At 71.1% G+C, this 23077-nt stretch carries 16 protein-coding genes; 7 read left to right on the top strand and 9 right to left on the bottom strand.

Translation table 11 applies throughout. The features are described from left to right. Positions 1-142: 142 nt before the first annotated feature. Entirely contained in the window at positions 143-1666 is a 1524-nt protein-coding gene (locus CW362_RS05005) for an amino acid permease (RefSeq protein WP_103548121.1), read from the top strand. 115 nt (positions 1667-1781) lie between these two features. Here the strand turns inward: CW362_RS05005 and CW362_RS05000 are convergent, their stop codons facing one another. After that, on the bottom strand, positions 1782-2174 hold the full coding sequence (locus tag CW362_RS05000) for a PIN domain-containing protein (protein ID WP_103548120.1): 393 nt from the start codon (positions 2172-2174) through the stop codon (positions 1782-1784). Between the two features lie 142 nt (positions 2175-2316). Between CW362_RS05000 and CW362_RS04995 the strand changes: the two genes are divergently transcribed. Beyond that, a complete protein-coding gene (locus CW362_RS04995; RefSeq protein WP_103548119.1) occupies positions 2317-3333 on the top strand; it encodes a PLL family lectin in 1017 nt (338 codons plus the stop codon). A gap of 147 nt (positions 3334-3480) precedes the next feature. Here CW362_RS04995 and CW362_RS04990 read toward each other — a convergent pair whose 3' ends face one another. Next, complete coding sequence (locus tag CW362_RS04990) at positions 3481-4575, bottom strand: LCP family protein (RefSeq protein WP_103548118.1); 1095 nt, start codon at positions 4573-4575, stop codon at positions 3481-3483. Between the two features lie 369 nt (positions 4576-4944). Here CW362_RS04990 and CW362_RS04985 point away from each other — a divergent pair, with 369 nt between their 5' ends. From CW362_RS04985 to CW362_RS04975, 3 genes are all read left to right on the top strand, one after another. Further along, positions 4945-8805: a bifunctional glycosyltransferase/CDP-glycerol:glycerophosphate glycerophosphotransferase gene (locus CW362_RS04985; RefSeq protein WP_240657646.1), complete on the top strand. Its 3861-nt coding sequence runs from the start codon at positions 4945-4947 to the stop codon at positions 8803-8805. A gap of 309 nt (positions 8806-9114) precedes the next feature. Further along, positions 9115-10617, top strand: coding sequence for a hypothetical protein (locus CW362_RS04980; RefSeq protein ID WP_103548116.1), 1503 nt, complete (start codon positions 9115-9117; stop codon positions 10615-10617). A gap of 32 nt (positions 10618-10649) precedes the next feature. After that, positions 10650-11843: an accessory Sec system protein Asp2 gene (locus CW362_RS04975; protein WP_206300862.1), complete on the top strand. Its 1194-nt coding sequence runs from the start codon at positions 10650-10652 to the stop codon at positions 11841-11843. Between the two features lie 92 nt (positions 11844-11935). On the opposite strand, the gene CW362_RS04970 is transcribed toward CW362_RS04975, so the two are convergent. From CW362_RS04970 to CW362_RS04950, 5 genes are all read right to left on the bottom strand, one after another. Continuing rightward, positions 11936-14062 (bottom strand): 3-hydroxyacyl-CoA dehydrogenase NAD-binding domain-containing protein, encoded by a 2127-nt coding sequence (locus CW362_RS04970; protein ID WP_103548115.1) that lies wholly within the window; start codon positions 14060-14062, stop codon positions 11936-11938. Beyond that, positions 14059-15285: a thiolase family protein gene (locus CW362_RS04965; protein ID WP_103548114.1), complete on the bottom strand. Its 1227-nt coding sequence runs from the start codon at positions 15283-15285 to the stop codon at positions 14059-14061. The genes CW362_RS04970 and CW362_RS04965 overlap by 4 nt, the downstream gene beginning before the upstream one ends. Before the next feature lie 538 nt (positions 15286-15823). Then, positions 15824-17101: a ribonuclease D gene (locus CW362_RS04960; RefSeq protein WP_103548113.1), complete on the bottom strand. Its 1278-nt coding sequence runs from the start codon at positions 17099-17101 to the stop codon at positions 15824-15826. A 158-nt stretch (positions 17102-17259) separates the two neighbouring features. Next, on the bottom strand, positions 17260-17922 hold the full coding sequence (locus tag CW362_RS04955) for a response regulator transcription factor (protein WP_103548112.1): 663 nt from the start codon (positions 17920-17922) through the stop codon (positions 17260-17262). 280 nt (positions 17923-18202) lie between these two features. After that, positions 18203-18880: a DUF3000 domain-containing protein gene (locus tag CW362_RS04950; protein ID WP_103548111.1), complete on the bottom strand. Its 678-nt coding sequence runs from the start codon at positions 18878-18880 to the stop codon at positions 18203-18205. Between the two features lie 185 nt (positions 18881-19065). On the opposite strand from CW362_RS04950, the gene hemE reads away from it, so the two are divergent. Continuing rightward, the gene (gene hemE, locus CW362_RS04945) at positions 19066-20133 is read left to right on the top strand and encodes a uroporphyrinogen decarboxylase (protein ID WP_103548110.1); all 1068 of its coding nucleotides are present in this window, start codon (positions 19066-19068) and stop codon (positions 20131-20133) included. 44 nt (positions 20134-20177) lie between these two features. Here hemE and CW362_RS04940 read toward each other — a convergent pair whose 3' ends face one another. Then, entirely contained in the window at positions 20178-20996 is an 819-nt protein-coding gene (locus CW362_RS04940; RefSeq protein WP_103548109.1) for a rhomboid family intramembrane serine protease, read from the bottom strand. Positions 20997-21207: 211 nt separating this feature from the next. Here CW362_RS04940 and CW362_RS04935 point away from each other — a divergent pair, with 211 nt between their 5' ends. Further along, entirely contained in the window at positions 21208-21543 is a 336-nt protein-coding gene (locus CW362_RS04935) for a hypothetical protein (RefSeq protein ID WP_103548108.1), read from the top strand. A gap of 69 nt (positions 21544-21612) precedes the next feature. Here CW362_RS04935 and CW362_RS04930 read toward each other — a convergent pair whose 3' ends face one another. Next, entirely contained in the window at positions 21613-23067 is a 1455-nt protein-coding gene (locus tag CW362_RS04930; protein ID WP_103548107.1) for an FAD-dependent oxidoreductase, read from the bottom strand. Positions 23068-23077 lie beyond the last annotated feature (10 nt).

The following is a 23077-nucleotide window of genomic DNA, read 5'->3' as shown; positions in this document are numbered from 1 at the left end:
GCACACCGCCGATGGGCCGGTTCCAGCACCCTGTACGGGTGGCGGAACCGGCCCGTCGGCGTGATGCGGGTCATATCGGGGCATACGTGCTACCTGCGCCCTCTCGATCATGTCGAGGACGACAAGCGTGGGAGGTACGTCCGTGAGCAACACCCTCTTCAGGACGAAGAAGGTCGAACAGTCGATCCTGGACACCGAGGAGCCGGAGCACGCGCTCAAGAAGTCGCTGTCCGCTCTGGACCTCACCGTGTTCGGCGTCGGTGTCATCATCGGTACCGGCATCTTCGTCCTCACCGGCAAGGTGGCCAAGGAGAACGCGGGGCCGGGAGTCTCGCTGGCGTTCGTCGCCGCGGGTGTCGCCTGCGGGCTGGCGGCCCTCTGCTACGCGGAGTTCGCGTCCACGGTCCCGGTCGCGGGGTCCGCGTACACGTTCTCCTACGCCTCCCTCGGGGAACTGCCCGCCTGGATCATCGGCTGGGACCTGGTCCTGGAGTTCGCGCTCGGCACGGCGGTGGTGGCCGTCGGCTGGTCGGGCTACGTGCGCTCGCTGATGGACAACGCCGGCTGGCACCTTCCGGACTCGCTCGGGGGCCGTGACGGGGCCACCGGCTTCGGTTTCGACATCCTCGCCGCCGCGCTGGTACTGGTGCTCACCGCCATCCTGGTCGTCGGCGTGAAGCTCTCCGCCCGGATCACCACGCTGGTCGTCGCGATCAAGGTCACCGTCGTCCTGATCGTGATCATCGCGGGCGCCTTCTTCATCGAGGGCGACAACTACAAGCCGTTCATCCCCAAGGCGCAGGCCGTGGAGGCGGGCAGCGGGATCAAGGCGCCGCTGATCCAGCTGATGTTCGGCTGGGCGCCGACCAACTTCGGCGTGATGGGCATCTTCACCGCGGCCTCCGTCGTGTTCTTCGCCTTCATCGGCTTCGACGTGGTCGCGACGGCCGCGGAGGAGACCAAGAACCCGCAGCGGGACATGCCGCGCGGCATCCTCGGTTCGCTCCTCATCTGCACCACGCTCTACGTCCTGGTGTCGATCGTGGTCACCGGCATGCAGAAGTACACCGAACTGTCCATCGACGCACCGCTCGCCGACGCGTTCAAGGCGACCGGACACCCCTGGTACGCGGGCGTCATCAGCTTCGGCGCCGCCGTCGGACTGACCACGGTCTGCATGATCCTGCTGCTCGGCCAGACCCGTGTCTTCTTCGCGATGAGCCGCGACGGACTGCTGCCGCGGTTCTTCTCCCGCGTCCACCCGAAGTTCCGCACCCCGCACCGGCCGACCATCCTGCTCGGTGTCGTCATCGCGATCCTCGCGGGCTTCACCACCCTCAGCGAGCTCGCCGAACTGGTCAACATCGGCACGCTCTTCGCCTTCATCGTGGTCGCGGTCGGCGTCGTCGTGCTCCGCCGCACCCGCCCCGACCTGCACCGCGCCTTCCGTACCCCGTGGGTGCCCTTCGTACCGATCCTGTCGGTGCTCGCGACGCTGTGGCTGATGCTGAACCTGCCGGCGGAGACCTGGCTGCGGTTCGCGATCTGGATGGTGATCGGCATCGTCGTGTACTTCCTCTACGGGCGCACGCACAGCCGTCTGGGGCGCGGTCCGGAGTCGGTCGCGGACGGTTCCCAGGACCCGCCCGGCGGCGCGGTCCGGTAACACGCCCGGTGATGTCCGTCGGCCCCGCGCCTCCCGCACCCCGCCGGGAAGCACGAGGCCGAAGCGCGCCGGTCCCTCCCCGCCTCCCCGGCGTCCGTGTCCGTGCCGTCCGCCGTCAGGGCCGGGGACGCACGGTGCGCGGTCCCGCGACCTCGGCGCCCAGTTCGCCGACCCGTCGCCGCAGTTCGCGGTCGGCCGTGACCACGAGACAGCGGCGGTCCCGCGCCCCGGCCACCAGCTCCACCATGCGGTCGTCGCCGCTGCCCGGGGCCTGCTCCACCCGGACCCCCGGAACGGAGGCCACCCCGCGCGCCGCGCCCTCCACCACCAGGACGATCTCCAGCGGGCCGGGCCGGCCGGGCAGACCCCGCCCGGCCGACTCCGCCAGGCTGTCCCTGAGCCGCTCGGCGGCGCCGCGACGGTCCCGCCACCAGCCGTCCGGTACGGACCCCACCACATTGGCGCCGTCCACGATGAGCAGGGTCGTCATGTCCCGCGGATCCGTCATTCCCCCACCCTTTCAGAAGACCGTTCGGCCCGGCGACGGGCGACGACGGGAAGAACTCCGGCGGCCCCGGCCGGCCGCGCGGACCGGTCCCGGCGGTCCGTCCCCGATCAACGGGGGACCCGGTCCGGACTAAGGTGAAGCGGTGAACGTCGACTGGCTCATACGCGGTCGCGACGGCAGGCTCAGCGCGTACCTGCTGTCGGAGGCCACCGTCCGCTGCCGGGCGGAGCACGGACCCGGCGGCTCCTGGGATCCTCCCCGCACCGTGGGGGGCGACCAGCGCCTGCACTCCGTACTGGCCCTGGGCCAGGGGCCCGACCGGTACACCCATCTGGTCTCCTGGCGCCCGACGGTCAAGGCCGAGTCGGGCCTCGTCCACTCGACCCACTTCCGGCCGGACCTCGCCGCCCTCGACTGGAACCCCATCGGCCACCCCGACCGCACCGGGGACCGCACGGGCAACCCCGCCGTCGCGGTCGACGCGCAGGGGCGCGCCCATGTCTTCGTGCGCAACAAGGGCGGCGGAGTCAGCATGATCGCCCAGAAGGAGAAGGGCGGCTGGGGGCCCTGGAGCGACCTCAAGGGGCACGACGTCCGCGGGGACCTCGCGGCCGTCACCGGGACGTCCGGCCGCGTCGAGCTGTACGCGGCCGTGCCGGGCGGTGTCCTGCACTGGAGCCAGGAGGAGGCGGGCGCGGTCCCCGCACTGGACGAGGCGCTGGAGGCGTCCGTCCGCCCGGACACCCTGCAAGCCCTCGCGACCTCCGCGGAGTCCACCACGCTCTTCTTCACCGACGACTCGGGCGACGTGTGCGCCTGGCGCCCCGGCACCCGGCCCGTGACCCTGCTGGCCTCGGCCGGCCCGGGTCCCGTCCGGGTCATCCGCTGCGAACTCGACGGCCACGACTGCACGTTGCTCGCCCAGCGCGCGGCGAGCGGCCGGGTGGCCTTCGCCGCCTATCCGACCGAGGAGGAGTCGGCGGGCGCGTGGTGGACGGAGTCCGGGCCCGAACTCCCCGCCGACGCCCTGCTGGCGCTCGCGGAGGACGAGGAGGGCCGGGTGGTCGCCGCGACGCTCTCCCCGACGACCGGCGAACTCCGTGTCACCCGGCGCAAGGACGAGCCGGGGATCGCCCTGGAGGCCTGGCGGGCGGTCTGACGCCGGGGCCCTGACCGGGCTCGCCCGTCAGCCCACGAGCACGCCGACACTGCCGTACCGAGGGCCGGTACGGCAGTGGGGCGAGTCGACCGTGCGGTGAGCAGGCGCAGTCGGACCGCGCGGTGGGAGCGTGTCTCGCGCTCCGTGTCAGGAACTCCCGCCGGTGGCGGGCGACTTCTTCGCCGACTCGGGGATCGCGGAGTCGGAGCGCAGCGCCTTCCACAGCGTCGACGCCTGCGGTTCGGCCGCCACCACCCGGTTCGGGTCGACCTTGTCGTACGCCACCGGGAGCATGATGGTCTCCATGGTGGACGGGTCGACGCCGTTCATGCTCCGGCCGAACTCGGCCAGCGCCTTGAGCGAGGCGAGGTCGGAGTCGGTGGTGAGCGCCTGGGTCAGGCTGTCGGCGATCCCGTACGTCTTCGCGGGGCTGCCCAGCAGGTCCTGCTTCTTGATCTCGGAGAGCAGCGCGGTCATGAACTGCTGCTGTAGCCCGATGCGTCCGAGGTCGCTGCCGTCGCCGATACCGTGCCGGGTCCGTACGAACTCCAGGGACTGCGTGCCGTTCAGCCGGTGCGTCCCGGCGGTGAGGTCGAGGCCGCTGGAGGTGTCGTGGATGTCCTTGTCGACGGTGACGGTCACGCCGCCTATCGCGTCGACCAGGCCCTTGAAGCCGGCGAAGTCGATCTCCATGTAGTGGTCCATGCGGATCCCGGAGATCTGCTCCACGGTCTTCACCACGCAGGCCGAACCGACCTGGGAGTAGATCGAGTTGAACATGACGCGCTGGGCGGAGGGGACCTTCGAGCCGTCGGCCCTGGTGCACTCGGGGCGGGTCACCAGGGTGTCGCGCGGGATGCTGACCGCGACGGCCTTCTCGCGGCCCTCGGGTATGTGCACCACCAGCGCGGTGTCGGAACGCGCCCCGGAGACGTTGCCCGTCTTGAGGGCGGCGTTGGCGCCGGCGCGCGAGTCGGAACCGAGGACGAGGAGGTTCTGCCCGGAGGTGGGCAGCTTCGCCGGCCGGTCGTCGCCGATGGCCTCGTCGAGGTCGACGCCCTTGATGTTGCCGTCGAGGCCGCTGTAGAGCCAGTAGCCGGTGCCGCCCGCGGCCAGCAGCAGGACCAGGAGCGACAGCAGCACGATGCGGCCCCAGCGCCTTTTGCGGGGTCCGGAGCCGCGTCGTCCGGTGCCATCGGTCTTGCCGTCATGTCGGTTTTCGGACGTGGTGTCGCGCGTCATCGGACTCGGTTCTCTCCTCACGGGCTCCGCACATGCGGAGTTGCCGGGTCCGGGAGGGGGAGCCGGCCCAACTGATACGAAGCAGTGCAGTGGAGAACTATAAGCACCCCCCGTGACCATGCTTTAAGGGAGGGTGGCCTGCGGTTTAACCTCGGATGAACGTCACATTGTCTCTTCTTGACCATGATGCAGAATCGGCTAAGAATGTGCAGGTCCTGTGATCTCCGGCAGAGGGGGCTCGTGCCCGAGTTCACGGGGACAGCGGTGTCCGCGCAGCAAGGGGGCTTGCGGACCCGCCGGGTCACGGGGGTGCCCAGTGTCGGTTGTTCGATGGACTCATTGGGTGCATTGCCCCGGTTGGAGTGGAAAGTGGCGCATAAGCCGCGTCTCGGTGTTGTTGTCCCGTTTCAGAACGTCGAGGCCTATCTCGCCGAGTGTCTGGAATCGATAGCGCGTCAGTCGTTCGGTGACTTCGAGGTGATCCTCGTCGACGACGGGTCCACCGACCGCTCGACACACATCGCGGCCGAGTTCTGCGTCGCCGACCCGCGCTTCCGGCTGATCCGGCAGGAACCGCACGGGCCCGGACACGCCCGGAACACCGGCCTGCGGGCCATCCATCCGCGCGCCGAGTTCATCGCCTTCGTCGACGGCGACGACGTCATTCCCGAATACGCCTACGAACTGCTGGTGCGCACCCTGGAGGAGTCCGGCTCGGACTTCGTCTCCGGCAACGTGCAGATGATGAACTCCACCACGAAGTGGCAGTCCCCCCTGCACCGCAGCCCGATGCAGAAGAGCCGGCGCGGCACCCACATCACGAAGTTCGACGCGCTCATCTACGACCGGACGGTGTGGAACAAGGTGTTCCGGCGGTCCTTCTGGGACTGCCACTTCATCAAGTTCCCCGAGGGCGTCCTCTACGAGGACTCCTGGGTCAACATGTACGCCCATTTCCGCGCCGCCAAGGTCGACGTCGTCGCCGACACCGTCTACTTCTGGCGGCGGCGCGACGGCGGTGCCGCCCCCTCGATCACCCAGCGCCACACCGAGCTGTCCAACCTGCGCGACCGGGTCGCCGCCGTGCAGTCCGTGAGCCGCTTCCTCGCCGAACGGCGCTCCCAGCTCTACCGTGAGAGCAAGCGCAAGTACGACCTCGCCTGCCTGAAGTCCGACCTGATGCTCCACCTGAAGGTGCTCCCGGACGCCGACGAGGAGTACCGCCAGGCCTTCATGCGGTGGGCCAACGAGTTCCTCGACGAGGCCGACCCCACCATCATCGACGAACTGCCGGCCGACCTCCGGGTCAAGTGGCTGCTGGTGCGCGAAGGGCGGCTGCCCGAGCTGCTGGAGGTCGTCCAGTTCGAGCGGCGCGGCGGCCCGATGCCCGTCCAGCGGCGCCTCCACCGCTACCTGAAGTACCCCCACCTCGGCGACCGGGAGGTCGGCCTCGACAAGAAGGCCTACCGACTGGACAAGGAGTTCTCGCTGCACGGGTCGCTCGGCGGCGCCCGCTGGAACGCCGACGGTCATCTGCTCACCCTCACGGGTGCGGCGTACGTCCGTTTCATCAACGTGCACAAGAAGCACATGTCGGTGAAGGCCGTCGCCCTGCGCAACAAGAAGCAGGGGCGGATGCTCCTCGCCACCGCGAAGACCACTTACGCGCCCCAGGCCACCGAGCACTCCAACCAGAGTCGTTACTGCTACGACTGGGCCGGCTTCGAGACGCACATCGACACCAGCCGGCTCAAGCACAAGGGCGAGTGGGCCGAGGGCACCTGGGACGTCGCCGTCGGCGTTTTCAGCCGCGGACTGTTCCGCTACCGGGGCATCGACCGCGGCGGCGCCGGAACCGCCGCCAACCCGCCGTACCGCTACGTCGACCGCAACACCCGCGTGCTGCCCGTGTTCCTGCAGGGCAAGCTCAAGCTGCGCGTGGAGATCGTGCGCTGCCGGATCACCGGCCACCGGGTCAGCGGCGACCAACTGGAGCTCAACGGCGTCTACCTCGGCCCCAGGATGCCCGAATGGGGCAAGCTCCGGGTCACCAGCATGAGCGGCGCCGGTCGCCACGACGCCATGGTCCACTTCCGGCCCGGCGGCGACGGCTGGTGCACCTTCACCGCCCGGATCCCGTTGCGCGTCCTGGTGCCCGGATACCGCGCCGACGCCGTGTCCGGCATGGACGTGCCCCAGTCCTGGAGCATGGGCAGCAACGGCTGGAAGACCACCTTCCACGTCGAGGGCCGCAAGATGACCATCTACCCGGTGGTCGCCGAGGAGATCCCCGACGGGCACTACCCCATGCCCGCCCCGCTCCAGACCCGTGAGGGGGACCGCGAGGTCGTCGTCCACCGCAACGGCTCCGGCTACCTGGTGCTCTTCGAACGCGCCACCCTGCCCACGGCGACCGGCTTCGCCTGGCGCGAGGACGGCTCCCTGGAGATCACCGGCCGTTATCTCGCCGCCGACCGGCTCACCGAGCGCGAGTACCGCGACGCCCACCTCGTGGTCCGCTCGCGCGCCCACGGCGCCGAACGCCCCGTCCCCGTCCAGTGGGACGGCGACGAGTTCCGGTCCGTCCTGACCCCGGCCGCCATGCGCACCCTGGCCGGGGACATCCCGCTCGCGTCCGGACGCTGGGACTTCTTCCTGCGCCGCCAGGACCTGTCCGCGGTGGCCCGGGAGGACCGGCTCGAAGACCTCACGGTGAAGATCGAGCAGGAGATCGTCGCCGCCTTCCCGGAGGAGTACGAGGCGGACGAACGCCGTTACGAACTCCAGGCCGAGGCCTACGACCGGCTCTCCCTCCTCGTCCACTCCGCCATGCCGGACCACGCCCGCGGCCCCTACCGCCAGAAGCTGCTGCGCACCAAGGCCTACCCGGCGGCACGCCGCGAGAAGGTACGGCCCGCGATCCTCCTGGACGCCTTCAAGGGCACCCAGTACTCGGACAGCCCGCGCGCCCTGCACGAGGAACTGGTGCGCCGGGGCCTCGGCCTCGAACACCTGTGGGTCGTACGCGACGACCAGGTCCAGGTCCCGCCGACCGCCACACCCGTGCGCATGTGGTCCCCGCAGTGGTACGAGGCCCTGGCCACCAGCCGGTACGTGGTCGCCAACAACCACCTGCCCGACTGGTTCCAGAAGCGCGACGGCCAGGTCGTCGTGCAGACCTGGCACGGCACCCCGCTGAAGAAGATCGGCCACGACATCGAGGCCATCCACTTCGCCGACCAGCGCTATCTGGAACGGGTCGAGAAGGAGGTGCAGAACTGGGACATGCTGGTCTCGCCCAACAGCTTCTCCACCCCGATCCTCAAGCGCGCCTTCGGATTCCCGGGCGAGATGGTCGAGTGCGGGTATCCGCGCAACGACGTCCTGCGCAGGCCCGGCACGGAGCACCAGGTGCGGGAGATCCGCCGCCGCATCGGACTGCCCGACGGCAAGCGGGTCGTGATGTACGCGCCGACCTGGCGCGACGACCAGTACTACGCGCCCGGCAAGTACAAGCTGGACTTCCGCGTCGACCTGGAGGACGCGCGCGCCCGGCTGGCCGACGACCACGTCCTCCTGGTGCGCCGTCACCCCAACGTGGTGGACCCGGTCCCCGGAGCCGGCGACGGTTTCGTCTTCGACGTCTCCGACTACCCGGACATGGCCGACCTGTCCCTGATCGCCGACGTGATGATCACGGACTACTCGTCCCTGATGTTCGACTACGTCAACACCGGTCGACCGATCCTGTTCTTCACCTACGACCTGGACCACTACCGCGACACCCTGCGCGGCTTCTACTTCGACTTCGAACGCAGGGCGCCCGGTCCCCTGGTGCACACGTCCGAGGACCTGGTGAGCGCGATCCGGGACATCGACCGGATCCAGGACGCCTACGCCGAGCGCTACCGCTGGTTCCAGCGCGAGTTCTGCGACCTCGACGACGGCTTCGCCGCGGCCCGCCTGGCGGACCGGATGCTGATCGCCGGAGGCGACCTCGCCCCCGAGGAGGCGCGGGCCCCCGCGGCGGGTTCCGCGGACACCCGGTCCCAGGGGCGCCCTCTCACGCCGCTCCGCCGGGACGCCGAGGGCTGGTTCGCACCGCAGCGGACCCCGGTGGAGGCGGGCCCCGGCCGGCCCCTGAACGCCCTGCCCAGCCAGTCCGCGCGGGGTGACGCCGTCGGCAGCCGGGTTCCCGGGGACGGGATCGTCGAGGGCACGACCGTATAGCCCCGTACGGCCGTACCACTCCCACGGCCGTCCGCGTTCCCGCCCCGGGCCCCGGTGCGTCCGCCGGGGGCCCGGGACGGTGAGCGCCCGGCCCGTCCGGTCGCGCCGGGAGCGGGGCCGGAACGCCGTGTGCCGGGACCGGCCGGGACCCGTCGTCCAGGCCCGGTCCGGTGCCGCAGGTCTCCCGCGCGAAGGTCCCCCGCGCCCCCGCGGTGGTGGCGGACAGGCCCGGCGGCCGGACGCGTCGCGAAACGACGGCCTGTCCACCGAGCAGGATCCATGTCCTCCCATGAGCAAGGAAAGTTCGAAATGTCTGAATCAGCCGCCAAGGGGCGCCAGGTGATCCGAGGGATCGACGCCTCGGGCGCTCATCCCGTGGAGTACCGGTTCGCCCACGCGAGGGGCGGCAACCGGCATCTCACGGTCGTCTTCGCCGACACCCACGGGCCGGACGACCATGGCTGGGCCACCGGCATGTTCGACGACCTGCGCTCCAACATTCTCTGGATCCGCGACCGGTTCGACGACGGCAACACCTACTACCTTTGCAAGGAGGGGGACTTCGGGATCGAGGAGTCCGTGATCGGACTCATCCAGAAGGTGGTGAAGGCCCTCGGGCTGACCCCTGCCGACGTGACCCTGTGGGGCAGCTCGAAGGGCGGTAGCGCCGCCCTCCACTTCGGTCTCAAGTACGGCTTCCGGAACATCGTCGCCAGTGTCCCGCAGCTGCGGATCGGCACCTTCGTCCGCGACGTGCATCCCGACACCGGCCGGCACATGCTCGGCGAGACGATGCCCGAGGACAGGGTCCGGCTCCTCGACTCGGTCCTGACCGACCTGCTGGTCTCCGAGGTCAACCCGGGCGCGCACCTCTACCTGGTGTCCTCGCCGCAGGACGAGCAGTACGCCACGCAGATCGAACCGTACCTGGGACTGCTCCAGCGGTACCCGAACTTCAACTTCCTCTTCAGCGAGTCCCCGCACATCACCGGCCACGACGAGGTCACCCGGCGCAACACGCCCCCGCTGCTGGGCATCGCCCACCTCCTCGTGGAGGGCATCAGCCCGAGACTGGGCGTCACCCGGCACGGCCACGAGGAACCCGACGCCGACCGGTCGGGCATCACCGGATTCCTCGCCTCCACCTCGATCGTGCAGGACCGGCTCGCGCCGCCGGTCGTCACCATGCCGCTCCCGCACGATCCGCTGCCCGTGACCGGCGTCCCCCTCACCGGCCGGGCACCCGGGGCGGTACGCGTCAGCATCTGGGAGAACGGCGGCTACCTGGCCTCGGCGCCCGTCGGTCCCGAGGGCGACTGGACCTGGCGGCGCGAGGAGCCCTGGAGCACCGGCGAGCACACGGTGCGGCTCTTCGCCGTCGACCGGAACGGGATCCAGTCGGCCCGCACCGACGTGACGTTCACGGCGTCGGACCGGATCACCGTCCCGCGGGCACCGGACGCCACGGAACCCGAGCAGCGCTTCGACACCGAGCAGTACTTCGACACCGAGGGGGCCCGGGTGGTCCTGCTGCCCCCGCTGCCGCACACCCCCGAGCCCGGCCAGCAACTCCTCGCCACCAGCATCCGTTTCACCGGCGCCTCCAATGCCGCCACCCGCGTGGGCTTCCGGGAGAACGGCGTCCTGCTGGGCTCCTGTCCGGTCGCCCACGGCGGCCGCTGGCTCTGGGACGCGGTCCGCGACTGGTCCGCCGGCACGCACACCGTCGAGGTCGTCGCGGCGAACGACGCGGGAGAGGTGTCCCCGCCCGCGACCGTCACCTTCGCCGTCATACCCGTCCCCGGCCAGTGAACCGGAGCACATCCCAGGAGCGGAATCAGCCCATGTCCCCAGCACCCGTCGGCGGTAGGCAGCTGCTCACCGGTATCGAAACAGCAGGGACGTTCCCGGTCGAATACCGGTTCACCCATGGTCAGAAGGGCAACCGGCACCTGGTCGTCGTCTTCGCCAACTTCTCCGCGCCGTCCGACTACGGCTGGTCCAACGGTGTGTTCGACAAGCTGCGCGCGAACATCCTGTGGATCCGGGACAGGTTCGAGGGGGAGCAGAGCTACTACCTCTGCAAGGAGATGGACTTCGCCCTTGAGCAGTCCGTCGTCACGCTCATCTCGAAGGTGATGGAGGCCCTCGACCTCACCGCGGACTCCGTGACGCTGTGGGGCGGTTCGAAGGGCGGCAGTGCCGCCCTCTACTTCGGTCTCAAGTACGGCTTCCGGAACATCGTCGCCCTCGTGCCCCAGTTCTCGATCGGCACGTACGTGAAGAACGAGCGTCCTGCCACTGCCCGGTTCATGCTCGGTGAGGGCGTACCGGAGGAGAACGTGCGGACCGTGGACTCCCTCATACCCGACCTGGTGCGCTCCGGCGCCAACCGCACCGCCAACATCTATCTGCTCTCCTCGCTCCAGGACGAGCAGTATCCGGTCCAGGTCGAGCCGTTCCTCGGCCTGTTCTGGCACTACGAGAACTTCAACTTCGTCCTCAGCGATTCGCCGCACATCGCCGACCACACCCAGGTCACGGGACGCAACGTCCCCATGCTGATGGGACTCGTCAACTTTCTGATCGACGGCATCGCGCCGCGGCTGGGCTCCGTGCGCAACGGGTTCGAGGAGCCGGACCGCGACCGGTCCGCCATCGATTCCTACCTGACCGCCACGGCCCTCGTGCGCGGCGCCGAGTTCCCGCCCCCGGCGGTCGCGGCACCCGGGCCGCGGACCCGGGTGCACAGGAACACCGTCCGGTTCGAGGGCCGTGCTCCGGGAGCCGTACGCGTGGCCGTGTGGGAGCACGGCAGGTATCTCGGCCAGACCGGTGTGGCCGCCGACGGCACCTGGTCCTGGGAACTGGGCAGGCCCTGGGGCGTGGGCGAACACCTGGTGAAGCTGTACGGCGTGGACGCGGCGGGCTTCCAGTCCCGGCGTACCGAACTGGGTTTCACTGCGGTGGACGACACCCGGGCGGACTCCGTGACCCCGGCCGCGCCCCCGGCTCGCGACGGCGGTGCGATGCCGTAGGCACCCGGGCCGGCTTCCGCTTCCGAGGGGCCGTGCGGACGACAAGGGGGGCCTCCGGACATCCGGAGGCCCCCCTTTCAGCCGTCAGGCCGTTACGCCGGGACCGACGCCACGCCCGCTTCCAGGAACCGCTTCCCGGTCACGCGCTCCGAGACGCCCTCGCGGTCCAGGTACGGCGTGATGCCGCCCAGGTGGAAGGGCCAGCCCGCGCCGGTGATCAGGCAGAGGTCGATGTCCTGGGCCTCGGCGACGACGCCCTCGTCGAGCATGAGCCCGATCTCCTGGGCGACCGCGTCGAGGACCCGGTCCCGCACCTGCTCCTCGGTCAGGACGACGTCGCCCTGCTGGAGGAGAGCCGCGACCTCGGGGTCCAGCTCCGGCTTGCCGGAGTCGTAGACGTAGAAGCCGCGCTTGCCCGCCTTGACGACGGCCGCGAGGTTCGGGGAGACCGTGAAGCGGTCCGGGAAGGCCCGGTTGAGGGTCTCCGAGACGTGCAGACCGATCGCGGGGCCGACCAGCTCGAGGAGGACCAGCGGGGACATCGGCAGGCCGAGCGGCTCCACCGCCTTCTCCGCGACCTCGACCGGGGTGCCCTCGTCGATGACGTTCTGGATCTCGCCCATGAAGCGGGTCAGGATGCGGTTCACGACGAACGCCGGGGCGTCCTTGGTGAGGACCGCGGTCTTCTTCAGCTTCTTGGCGACGGCGAACGCCGTGGCCAGCGAGGCGTCGTCCGTCTTCTCGCCGCGCACGATCTCCAGGAGCGGGAGGATCGCGACCGGGTTGAAGAAGTGGAAGCCGACGACCCGCTCGGGGTTCTTCAGCTTCGACGCCATCTCCGACACGGAGAGGGACGAGGTGTTGGTCGCGAGGATCGCGTGCGCCGGGGCGACCGCCTCGACCTCCGCGAACACCTGCTGCTTGACACCGATCTCCTCGAACACGGCCTCGATGATGAAGTCCGCGTCGGAGAAGCCCTCCGCCTTGTCCAGGACACCGGAGACCAGGGCCTTGAGACGGTTGGCCTTGTCCTGGTTGACGCGGCCCTTGAGCAGCAGCTTGTCGATCTCGGAGTGGACGTAGCCCACACCCTTGTCGACGCGCTCCTGGTCGATGTCCGTGAGGACGACCGGGACCTCGAGGCGGCGCAGGAAGAGCAGGGCGAGCTGGCTGGCCATCAGGCCCGCGCCGACGACGCCGACCTTGGTGACCGGACGCGCGAGGGACTTGTCCGGCGCACCGGCGGGACGCTTGCCGCGCTTCTGGACCAGGTTGAAGGCGTAGATGCCGGAGCGCAGTTCGCCACCCATGATCAGGTCGGCGAGCGCCACGTCCTCGGCGTCGTAGCCCTTCTGCAGGTCCCCGTCCTTGGCCGCGGCGATGATGTCCAGCGCGCGGTAGGCGGCCGGGGCGGCCCCGTGCACCTTGCTGTCGGCGATGAACCGGCCACGGGCGACGGCCTGGTCCCAGGCCTCGCCGCGGTCGATCGCCGGGCGCTCGATCGCGATCTCGCCCTTGAGGACGGAGGCCGTCCACAGCAGCGACTGCTCCAGGAAGTCCGCACCCTCGAAGAGCGCGTCGGCGATGCCGAGGTCGTAGACCTGACCGCCCTTGAGCTGCTTGTTCTGGTTGAGCGAGTTCTCGATGATCACCGAGACGGCCTTGTCCGCGCCGATCAGGTTCGGCAGGATCGTGCAGCCGCCCCAGCCGGGGACCAGACCGAGGAAGACCTCGGGCAGCGAGAAGGCCGGCAGGGCCGCGGAGACGGTCCGGTAGGTGCAGTGCAGACCGACCTCGACGCCACCGCCCATCGCCGCGCCGTTGTAGTACGCGAAGGTCGGGACCGCGAGGCCCGACAGGCGCTTGAAGACCTCGTGGCCGCCCTTGCCGATGGCGAGCGCGTCCTCGTGGCGCTTGAGCAGCTCGACGCCCTTGAGGTCGGCGCCGACCGCGAAGATGAACGGCTTGCCGGTGACGCCGATGCCGACGATCTCACCGGCCGCGGCCTCCTGCTCGACCTGGTCGATGGCGGCGTTCAGGTTCGCCAGCGACGCGGGGCCGAAGGTGGTCGGCTTGGTGTGGTCGAAGCCGTTGTCGAGGGTGATGAGCGCGAAGCGCCCGGCATCGAACGGCAGGTCGAGGTGGCGTACGTTCGCCGAGGTCACGACCTCGTCGGGGAACAGCTCGGCCGCTCCCTTGAGGAGTTCAGCGGTGCTCACTTGTCGCCTCCGGCGTCCTTGTGGTGCGGGTTCTCCCAGATCACCGTGGCGCCCATGCCGAAGCCGACGCACATGGTGGTGAGGCCGTAACGGACCTCCGGCTGCTCCTCGAACTGGCGGGCCAGCTGCGTCATCAGACGGACGCCGGAGGAGGCGAGGGGGTGGCCGTAGGCGATGGCGCCGCCGTACTGGTTGACGCGCGCGTCGTCGTCGGCGATGCCGTAGTGCTCCAGGAAGGCGAGCACCTGGACGGCGAAGGCCTCGTTGATCTCGAAGAGGTTGATGTCCTCGATCGACAGACCGGCCTGGGCGAGGGCCTTCTCGGTGGCGGGGATCGGGCCGTAGCCCATGACCTCCGGCTCGACGCCCGCGAAGGCGTACGAGACCAGGCGCATCTTGACCGGCAGGCCGTTCTCGCGGGCGAAGTCCTCGCTGGCGATGATCGACGCGGTGGCGCCGTCGTTCAGACCGGCCGCGTTTCCGGCGGTGACCCGGCCGTGCACACGGAACGGGGTCTTGAGGCCGGACAGGTTCTCCAGCGTGGTGCCCGGACGCATCGGCTCGTCGGCGGTGACCAGGCCCCAGCCCGTCTCACCGGCGTCCGGGTTGGTGTTGCGCACCGAGATCGGCACCAGGTCCTGCTGGATCTTGCCGTTGGCGTACGCCTTCGCGGCCTTCTCCTGCGAGCGCACGGCGTATTCGTCGGCGCGCTGCTTGGTGATGGTCGGGTAGCGGTCGTGCAGGTTCTCGGCGGTCATGCCCATGAACAGGGCGGACTCGTCGACCAGCTTCTCGCTGACGAAGCGCGGGTTCGGGTCCACGCCCTCGCCCATGGGGTGACGGCCCATGTGCTCGACACCGCCGGCGATGACGACGTCGTACGCGCCGAAGCCGATGGAGCCCGCGACGGAGGTGACGGCGGTCAGCGCGCCCGCGCACATGCGGTCGATGGAGTAGCCCGGGACCGACTGCGGCAGTCCGGCGAGGAGGCCGGCCGTGCGGCCCAGGGTCAGACCCTGGTCACCGATCTGCGTGGTCGCGGCGATGGCGACCTCGTCGATCTTCTTGGGGTCAAGACCGGGGTTGCGGCGCAGCAGCTCCCGGATGGCCTTCACGACGAGGTCGTCGGCGCGGGTCTCGTGGTAGATGCCCTTCGGGCCCGCCTTGCCGAACGGGGTGCGGACGCCGTCGACGAAGACGACGTCCCTGACGGTACGAGGCACGATGGCTCTCCTCCAGATGCGGGATGGCACTGCTGCGCGACACACGCCTGAGCGCGCGCTCAGCACCCATGCTACTTACGAGTAACCAGCCTGCCCAGTCCCGAGGGCGGGAGCGGCGAAGGTCACATCCGGAAGGCCCGCGCGTTCCGGCCCGGCCGCCCGGGGAGCGCGGTGCCGGCGGTCGTGACGGACGGTCCGCTCGCGGCCCGTCCGGCCTGCCGCGACGGTGTTCGAGGTGGTCCGGACGCCCCTGGTGCCGTCCGCGCCCGGATGTCCCGGGATCTTGGCGTGATCTCGCCGCTCGTCCGACGGGCCGGTTCCGTTTCGATGACCCGTTCGGAGTAGAGAGGGCGGCGTGCCGGGTGCCGGGCGCGGTCGTCCGCGGGGCGCACCGATGTGTCGCCCGGCGCGCGTGTCGCGTACCGGAGTGCGCCCGGTCGCGGTCGTGCACCGGGTGCGCCGGTACGCGGGGGAGACCTCCGTGACGGAGGGGGCTCCCGGTCCGCCTCGGACCGGGCCCTCCCCGTGCGCCGAGCTTCTAGACGGTCCTCGGGGACAGCGCGGTCACCAGTGCCGGCGTGACCAGTTCGACCTGCCAGGGCCGGGCCCCGCAGGCGGTCAGCGCCGCGCCCACGGACTCCGCGTCGGGCGTCTTCGGCGGCTCCCAGCACACGCGCCGCACGGTGTCCGGGGTGATCAGGTTCTCCTGGGGCATGTTCAGCCGCTCGGCCAGCGCCGACACGGCGGCTCGCGCGGCGGAGAGCCGGGCGGCCGCGACCGGGTCCTTGTCGGCCCAGGCCCGCGGCGGGGGAGGCCCGGTCACCGGCTGCCCGGGCTGCGGCAGCTCGGCGTCCGGCAGCGCCTTCGCACGGTCGACGGCGGCCTGCCACTGCTCCAGCTGGCGCCGGCCCATGCGGTGTCCGAAGCCGTTCAGGGCGGCCAGGGCGTGCAGGTTGGCGGGCACGGCCAGCGCCGCCTCGACGATCGCCGCGTCCCCGAGCACCTTGCCCGGAGAGATGTCCCGGCGCTGCGCGATCCGGTCCCGGGTCTCCCACAGCTCCCGGACGACGGCCATCTGCCGGCGGCGGCGCACCTTGTGCATCCCGGACGTGCGTCGCCAGGGGTCCTTGCGCGGCGGCGCGGGCTCGGCCTGCGCGATGGCGTCGAACTCCTGCCGGGCCCAGTCCAGCTTGCCCTGCCGGTCGAGCTCCTTCTCCAGGGCGTCGCGCAGGTCGACCAGCAGTTCCACGTCGAGCGCGGCGTAGCGCAGCCAGGGTTCGGGCAGCGGGCGCGTCGACCAGTCGACGGCGGAGTGGCCCTTCTCCAGGACGAAGCCGAGGACGCTCTCGACCATGGCGCCGAGGCCCACGCGGGGGAACCCGGCCAGGCGTCCGGCCAGCTCGGTGTCGAAGAGGCTGGTGGGGACCATGCCTATCTCGCGGAGACAGGGCAGGTCCTGGGTCGCCGCGTGCAGGACCCATTCGGCCCCGGAGACGGCCTCGCCGAGACCGGACAGGTCGGGGCAGGCGACGGGGTCGATGAGCGCGCTCCCGGCGCCCTCGCGGCGCAGCTGCACCAGATAGGCGCGCTGGCCGTACCGGTAGCCGGACGCGCGCTCGGCGTCGACGGCCACCGGGCCGGACCCGGCGGCGAACGCGGCGATCACCTCGGCGAGCGAGGCGTCGTCGGCGATCACGGGCGGGATGCCGTCTCGGGGCTCGAGCAAAGGTGTCGGCGCCGGTTCGACGTCGTCCGGAGGGCCGCCTCCGGTGGTTCGCAGTGAGCTGTCTGCTGCGGTCTCTTGGGCGTCGGTCACCTGTCAAGGGTATCCGTGGATGGACAACGCCCGTCGACGGAACGTTCCGTCGACGGGCGTCGGATGGTCGTAAACCAGTCAGGTGAGCGCAAGGCCCGGTTCACTCGGGGGGAGCCGGGGCGGGGCGGGACGGGGAGCCGGGGTGAGGCGGGGAGGGGTCAGTGGATGATTCCGGTCCGCAGGGCGACCGCGACCATTCCGGCGCGGTCGCCCGTGCCGAGCTTGCGGGCGATACGGGCGAGGTGGCTTTTGACGGTCAGCGCGGACAGGCCCATGGAGACGCCGATGGCCTTGTTCGACTGGCCCTCCGCGACCAGTCGCAGGACCTCGACCTCTCGTCCGGACAGCTCGCGGTAGCCGCCCGGGTGGCTCGGGGCACCCGGGGGGCGGCGGTGCATACGGGCGGCGGCCGAGCCGATGGGCGCGGCGCCCGGCCGGGTGGGGAGCCCGACGTTCGTACGGGTGCCGGTGACGACGTAGCCCTTGACGCCGCCCGCGAGGGCGTTGCGCACGGCACCGATGTCGTCGGCGGCGGAGAGGGCGAGGCCGTTGGGCCAGCCCGCGGCTCGGGTTTCGGAAAGGAGAGCCAGGCCGGAACCGTCCGGCAGGTGGACGTCGGCGACGCAGATGTCGCGCGGGTTGCCGATTCGGGGACGGGCCTCCGCGACGGACGACGCCTCGATGACGTCGCGCACTCCGAGCGCCCACAGATGGCGGGTGACCGTGGAACGGACCCGGGGGTCGGCCACGACCACCATGGCGGTCGGCTTGTTGGGGCGGTAGGCGACCAGGCTTGCGGGCTGCTCGAGGAGAACGGACACCAGGCCTCCTGGGATGCGGGACGGAACCGGGCTCTGGGGGGCGAGCCGGGGCGAACCGTGCTTTCAAGGTCACAGAGGTCTTCGGCATCAAACCTGTCGACCTTTAGGGAATGATCACGATGGGGTGAGTAACAATCCGTGCAATTCGGACACGCGATCGATCATCGGAAGATCGAACCGAATCGTTCCGCGTCGATACGCGGCCGAAAGTGGTCGTATCGACATGTGGCCGGTAAGGAAAAGGAAAGGGCGCGCGCGTCGGCGCGCGCCCTCGCGGGGGTCAGCGGGACTGTGGTCCCCGGCGCTGCGGCAGGGTGACCACCGAGGCGTCACCCGGAGTCACCGGCGGCAGTCCGGCGACCTGGCACAGCAGGTCGCACCAGCCGGCGAGGTGCGTGGCCGTGTCCGGCACGCCGCCGAGTCCCTCCCGGGGGGTCCAGGACGCGCGGATCTCGATCTGCGAGGCGGCCGGGCGCTCCGCGAGCCCGCCGAAGTAGTGCGAACTCGCGCGTGTCACGGTGCCGCTGGGCTCGCCGTACGACAGACCGCGGGCCTGGAGCGCGCCGGTCAGCCACGACCAGCAGACCTCGGGCAGCAGGGGGTCGGCGGCCATCTCCGGCTCCAGCTCGGCGCGGACCAGCGTCACCAGACGGAAGGAGCCCTGCCAGGCGTCGTGCCCGGCCGGGTCGTGCAGCAGGACGAGGCGGCCGTCCGCCAGGTCCTCGTCGTCGGCGACGACCGCGGCCTCCAGCGCGTACGCGTACGGAGCCAGACGCTGCGGTGGTCGTGTCGGGTCGATCTCGATGTCCGGCCGCAGCCGGGCGGCCTTCAGCGCGTCGACGGCCGCCCGGAAGGGCAACGGGGCCGTCTCCGCCGTATTCCTGTCCCCCTCCTTCTTCTCCCTCGCGTCGTCCATTCCGCCAGCGCCGTCCGACAGTCGTCCCTGAGCCGCAGCCATGCCGGGAAGATTAAGGGGAACGGAGCCCGCGCGCAGGGAGAGACACCCGTGCGTGGGACCCCTGTCCGGATCACGCCGGACGGACGCCGTCCCGCGTGCGGGCCGTCCGGAGGACCGTGGCCGGGGCGGCGGGCGCACCGGAGCCCGGGGCGGGAGCGCCCGTGAACCGTGGGAGACTTTCCGTCGTGAGCGCCAACCACAGCCCCGCCGGGCCCCAGCCGACAGCGACGTACGAGTCCGCCTTCCTCAAGGCGTGCAGGCGCGAGCCCGTGCCGCACACGCCTGTGTGGTTCATGCGGCAGGCCGGCCGCTCACTGCCCGAGTACCTCAAGGTGCGCGAGGGCATCCCCATGCTGGAGTCCTGCATGCGGCCCGAGCTGGTCGCCGAGATCACGCTCCAGCCGGTCCGCCGGCACCACGTGGACGCCGCGATCTACTTCAGCGACATCGTGGTCCCGCTGAAGGCCATCGGTGTCGACCTGGACATCAAGCCGGGCGTCGGCCCGGTCGTCCAGAACCCCGTCCGCAGCCGTGCCGACCTGGCCCAGCTGCGCGATCTGACCCCCGAGGACGTCTGGTACGTCACCGAGGCGATCGGGCTCCTGACGGCAGAGCTCGGCGAGACCCCCCTCATCGGCTTCGCGGGCGCGCCCTTCACCCTCGCGAGTTACCTCGTGGAGGGCGGTCCGTCCAAGAACCACGAGCACACCAAGGCGCTGATGTACAGCGACCCGCAGCTCTGGGCCGACCTGCTCGACCGTCTCGCCGAGATCACCTCCGACTTCCTCAAGGTGCAGATCGAGGCCGGCGCGAGCGCCGTCCAGCTCTTCGACTCCTGGGTCGGCGCCCTGGCTCCCGCCGACTACCGCCGCTCCGTGATGCCCGCCTCGTCGAAGGTCTTCGACGCCGTCGCCTCCTACGGCGTGCCGCGCATCCACTTCGGCGTCGGCACCGGCGAACTGCTCGGCCTCATGGGCGAGGCCGGCGCGGACGTCGTCGGCGTCGACTGGCGCGTGCCGCTCGACGAGGCCGCCCGCCGCGTCGGCCCCGGCAAGGCGCTCCAGGGCAACCTCGACCCCGCGGTCCTGTTCGCCTCCACCGAGGCCGTCGAGGCGAAGACCCGCGAGGTGCTCGACGCCGCCGCCGGTCTGGAGGGCCACGTGTTCAACCTCGGGCACGGGGTCATGCCGAGCATGGACCCGGACGCGCTGAGCCGTCTGGTGGAGTACGTCCACACGCAGACCGCCCGCTAGGACGCAGACCGCCCGCCAGGACCTGCCGTCGGCCGGTTCACGGTTCACCAGCCGTGCCGCGCCTGTCTGCCCCACAGCAGGCGGCGCGGTTCCGGCGGTGGCGGGGTTCCCGGACGCAGCGGCCAGGCCAGGAGCATGCCGGCCAGGAAACCGACGACGTGCGCCGCGTACGCCACGGTGCCCGCGGCGGGCACGGCGGCGCCGGACGAGTACGCCGCCTGGAGCACGAACCAGAAGCCCAGCACGAGCCATGCGGGCAGCCGGAGCGGCAGGAACACCAGGAACGGGACGAGGACCCAGACCCTGGCCCTCGGGTACAGCACCAGATAGGCGCCGAGGACCCCGGCGACAGCCCCCGAAGCCCCGATCAGCGGGTCGCCCGAGTCCTCGTTCACCAGGGCGAAGCCGTACGCCGCCGCGAAACCGCAGGCCACGTAGAACAGCGTGAAGCGCACGTGGCCGAGCCGGTCCTCGATGTTGTTGCCGAAGATCAGCAGGAAGAGCATGTTGCCCAGCAGGTGCAGCCAACTGCCGTGCAGGAACATCGCCGTGAGCACCGACAGCGGCGGCGACTTGTCGTAGCCCGGCGGGCCCAGCACGCAGCCCGACCCGTGCGGACCGGCGCCGACCTCGCCGGTCGGCACCAGACGCGGCATGTGATGGTGGATCAGTTCCTGCGGCACGGCGGCGTAGTGGTCCATGAACGCGCGCAGATGACACAGCTGCGACAGGGCGCTGTCGCCCGCCACCGATCCGGCGAGACCGGGGGTGTAGAGGAAGACGAGCACATTGGCGGCGATCAGCGCGTACGTCACATAGGGCGTGCGCCGCACCGGGTTCACGTCATGGACGGGAATGACCACGAGGAACTACTGCCCTCGGAGCGCGGGGTGAATCCGCGGCGCGCGGGGCTCGGCCGGGCGCCCGGCCGGTCCGGCCGCCGGACCGGTTCCCGCCGGGCGCACTGAACACATGTGCCCCCGGGGCCGTATGTCTTCTCAGCCCCTCCGCGCCGCGCCCACGACGCGACGGGGTACGACGACGCGACGACGTGAAGACGTGAGGACACAGGCCATGAGCGACCGAGTTACTCCTCCGACGATGCACGCCCTGCCCGACGGCGAGGCGGAGATCGCCCTGGTGCTGCACCTCCCCTGGGAGGACGTCGCCGCGCTCGGCCAGGAGGCCGGACGGCTCGCGGCCCGGCTGCAACGGCCCGTGACCCTGGACGAGGCCGTCAGCCATCGCCTGCGCTCCTCCCGGTCGGCGGCGCACGCCAAGCCGGCGCAGACCCCGCCCGCGGTCACCGCCGCCGGCTCGGTCTCCTCGCTGCCGCCCCGCCCGCCGGCGGAGCAGGCCCGCCAGGCGATAGACCGGATCAACGGGACGGCCGGGAACGAGTCCGCGTAGCCCCCGCGCGGGCGTGCGCCCGCCGGGCGGACCGTGCGGGCGGGGCGGGAGCGCACCGCCCCGCGCCGGTCACGGGGCTGCCCGGCGCACCTTCGCCACCGCCTTGCGGGCCGCCACCAGGACGGGGTCCCAGACCGGCGAGAACGGCGGCGCGTAGCCGAGGTCCAGCATCGTCATCTGCTCCACCGTCATGCCCGCGGTCAGTGCCACCGCCGCGATGTCCACGCGCTTCGCCGCGCCCTCCCGGCCGACGATCTGCACGCCGAGCAGCCGTCCCGTGCGGTGCTCCGCGAGCATCTTCACCGTCATGAGGGCGGCGTTCGGGTAGTAGCCCGCGCGGCTCGTCGACTCGATGGTGACGGTCTCGAACCTGAGACCCGCCCGGCGCGCGTCCTTCTCCCGCAGCCCGGTGCGGGCGATCTCCAGATCGCAGACCTTGCTCACCGCCGTGCCGACGACCCCGGGGAACGTGGCGTAGCCGCCGGCCACGTTGGAGCCGATCACCTGACCGTGCTTGTTCGCGTGGGTGCCGAGCGCGATGTGCCGCTCGCGCCCCGAGACCAGGTCGAGCACCTCGACGCAGTCGCCGCCCGCCCAGATGTCCTCGTGCCCGCGCACCCGCATCGACAGGTCGGTGAGCAGCCCGCCGTGTTCGCCGAGCGGCAGCCCGGCCGCGCGGGCGAGCGACGTCTCGGGGCGGACACCGATGCCGAGCACCACCACGTCCGCCGGGTACGTGGCGTCCTCGGTGACGACCGCGCGGACCCGGCCGTCGTCACCGGTGAGGAACCCGGTGACCTCGGTGTCGCCGACCATGGTGATCCCGAGGCCCTCCATGGCGGTGTGCACCAGGCGGCCCATGTCCGGGTCGAGCGTGGCCATGGGTTCCCGGCCCCGGTTGACGACGGTCACCTCGTACCCGCGGTTGATGAGCGCCTCGGCCATCTCCACGCCGATGTAGCCCGCGCCGACGACCACCGCACGGCGGCCCTCCGTCACCGCGAGCGAGTCCAGCAGGGCCTGTCCGTCGTCCAGGGTCTGCACGCCGTGCACGCCCGGCGCGTCGGCGCCCGGCAGCTCGGGGCGGACCGGTCGCGCGCCGGTCGCGACGACGAGCCTGTCGTACGACGTCCACGCCTCGGCGCCGGTCCCGAGGTCCCGGGAACGCACCCGGGCGCCCGCGACGTCGATCTCGGTGACCTCCGTACGCATCCGCAGGTCGATGGAGCGCTTCCGGTGCTCCTCGGGGGTCCGCGCGATCAGCCGGTCGCGGTCGGGGACGTCGCCGCCCACCCAGTACGGGATGCCGCACGCCGAGTACGACGTGAAGTGCCCCCGCTCGAACGCCACGATCTCCAGCTCGTCCGGACCGCGCAGCCTGCGCGCCTGGGACGCGGCGGACATGCCCGCCGCGTCCCCTCCGATGACGACCAGTCGTTCCCGGGCGCCGCGCCCACCGCCCGTCCCGTCCGTCCCCCGCGTACCACCGGTGTCGATCACGCCGCTCGGGCCACTGATGCTCATGCGAACACGC

It is taken from the genome of Streptomyces populi, from assembly GCF_002911015.1.
GTDB classification, from domain to species: Bacteria; Actinomycetota; Actinomycetes; order Streptomycetales; family Streptomycetaceae; genus Streptomyces; species Streptomyces populi.
The sequence above is the reverse complement of the archived record's forward strand: the minus strand, read 5'-3'. Positions and strand labels throughout refer to the sequence as shown.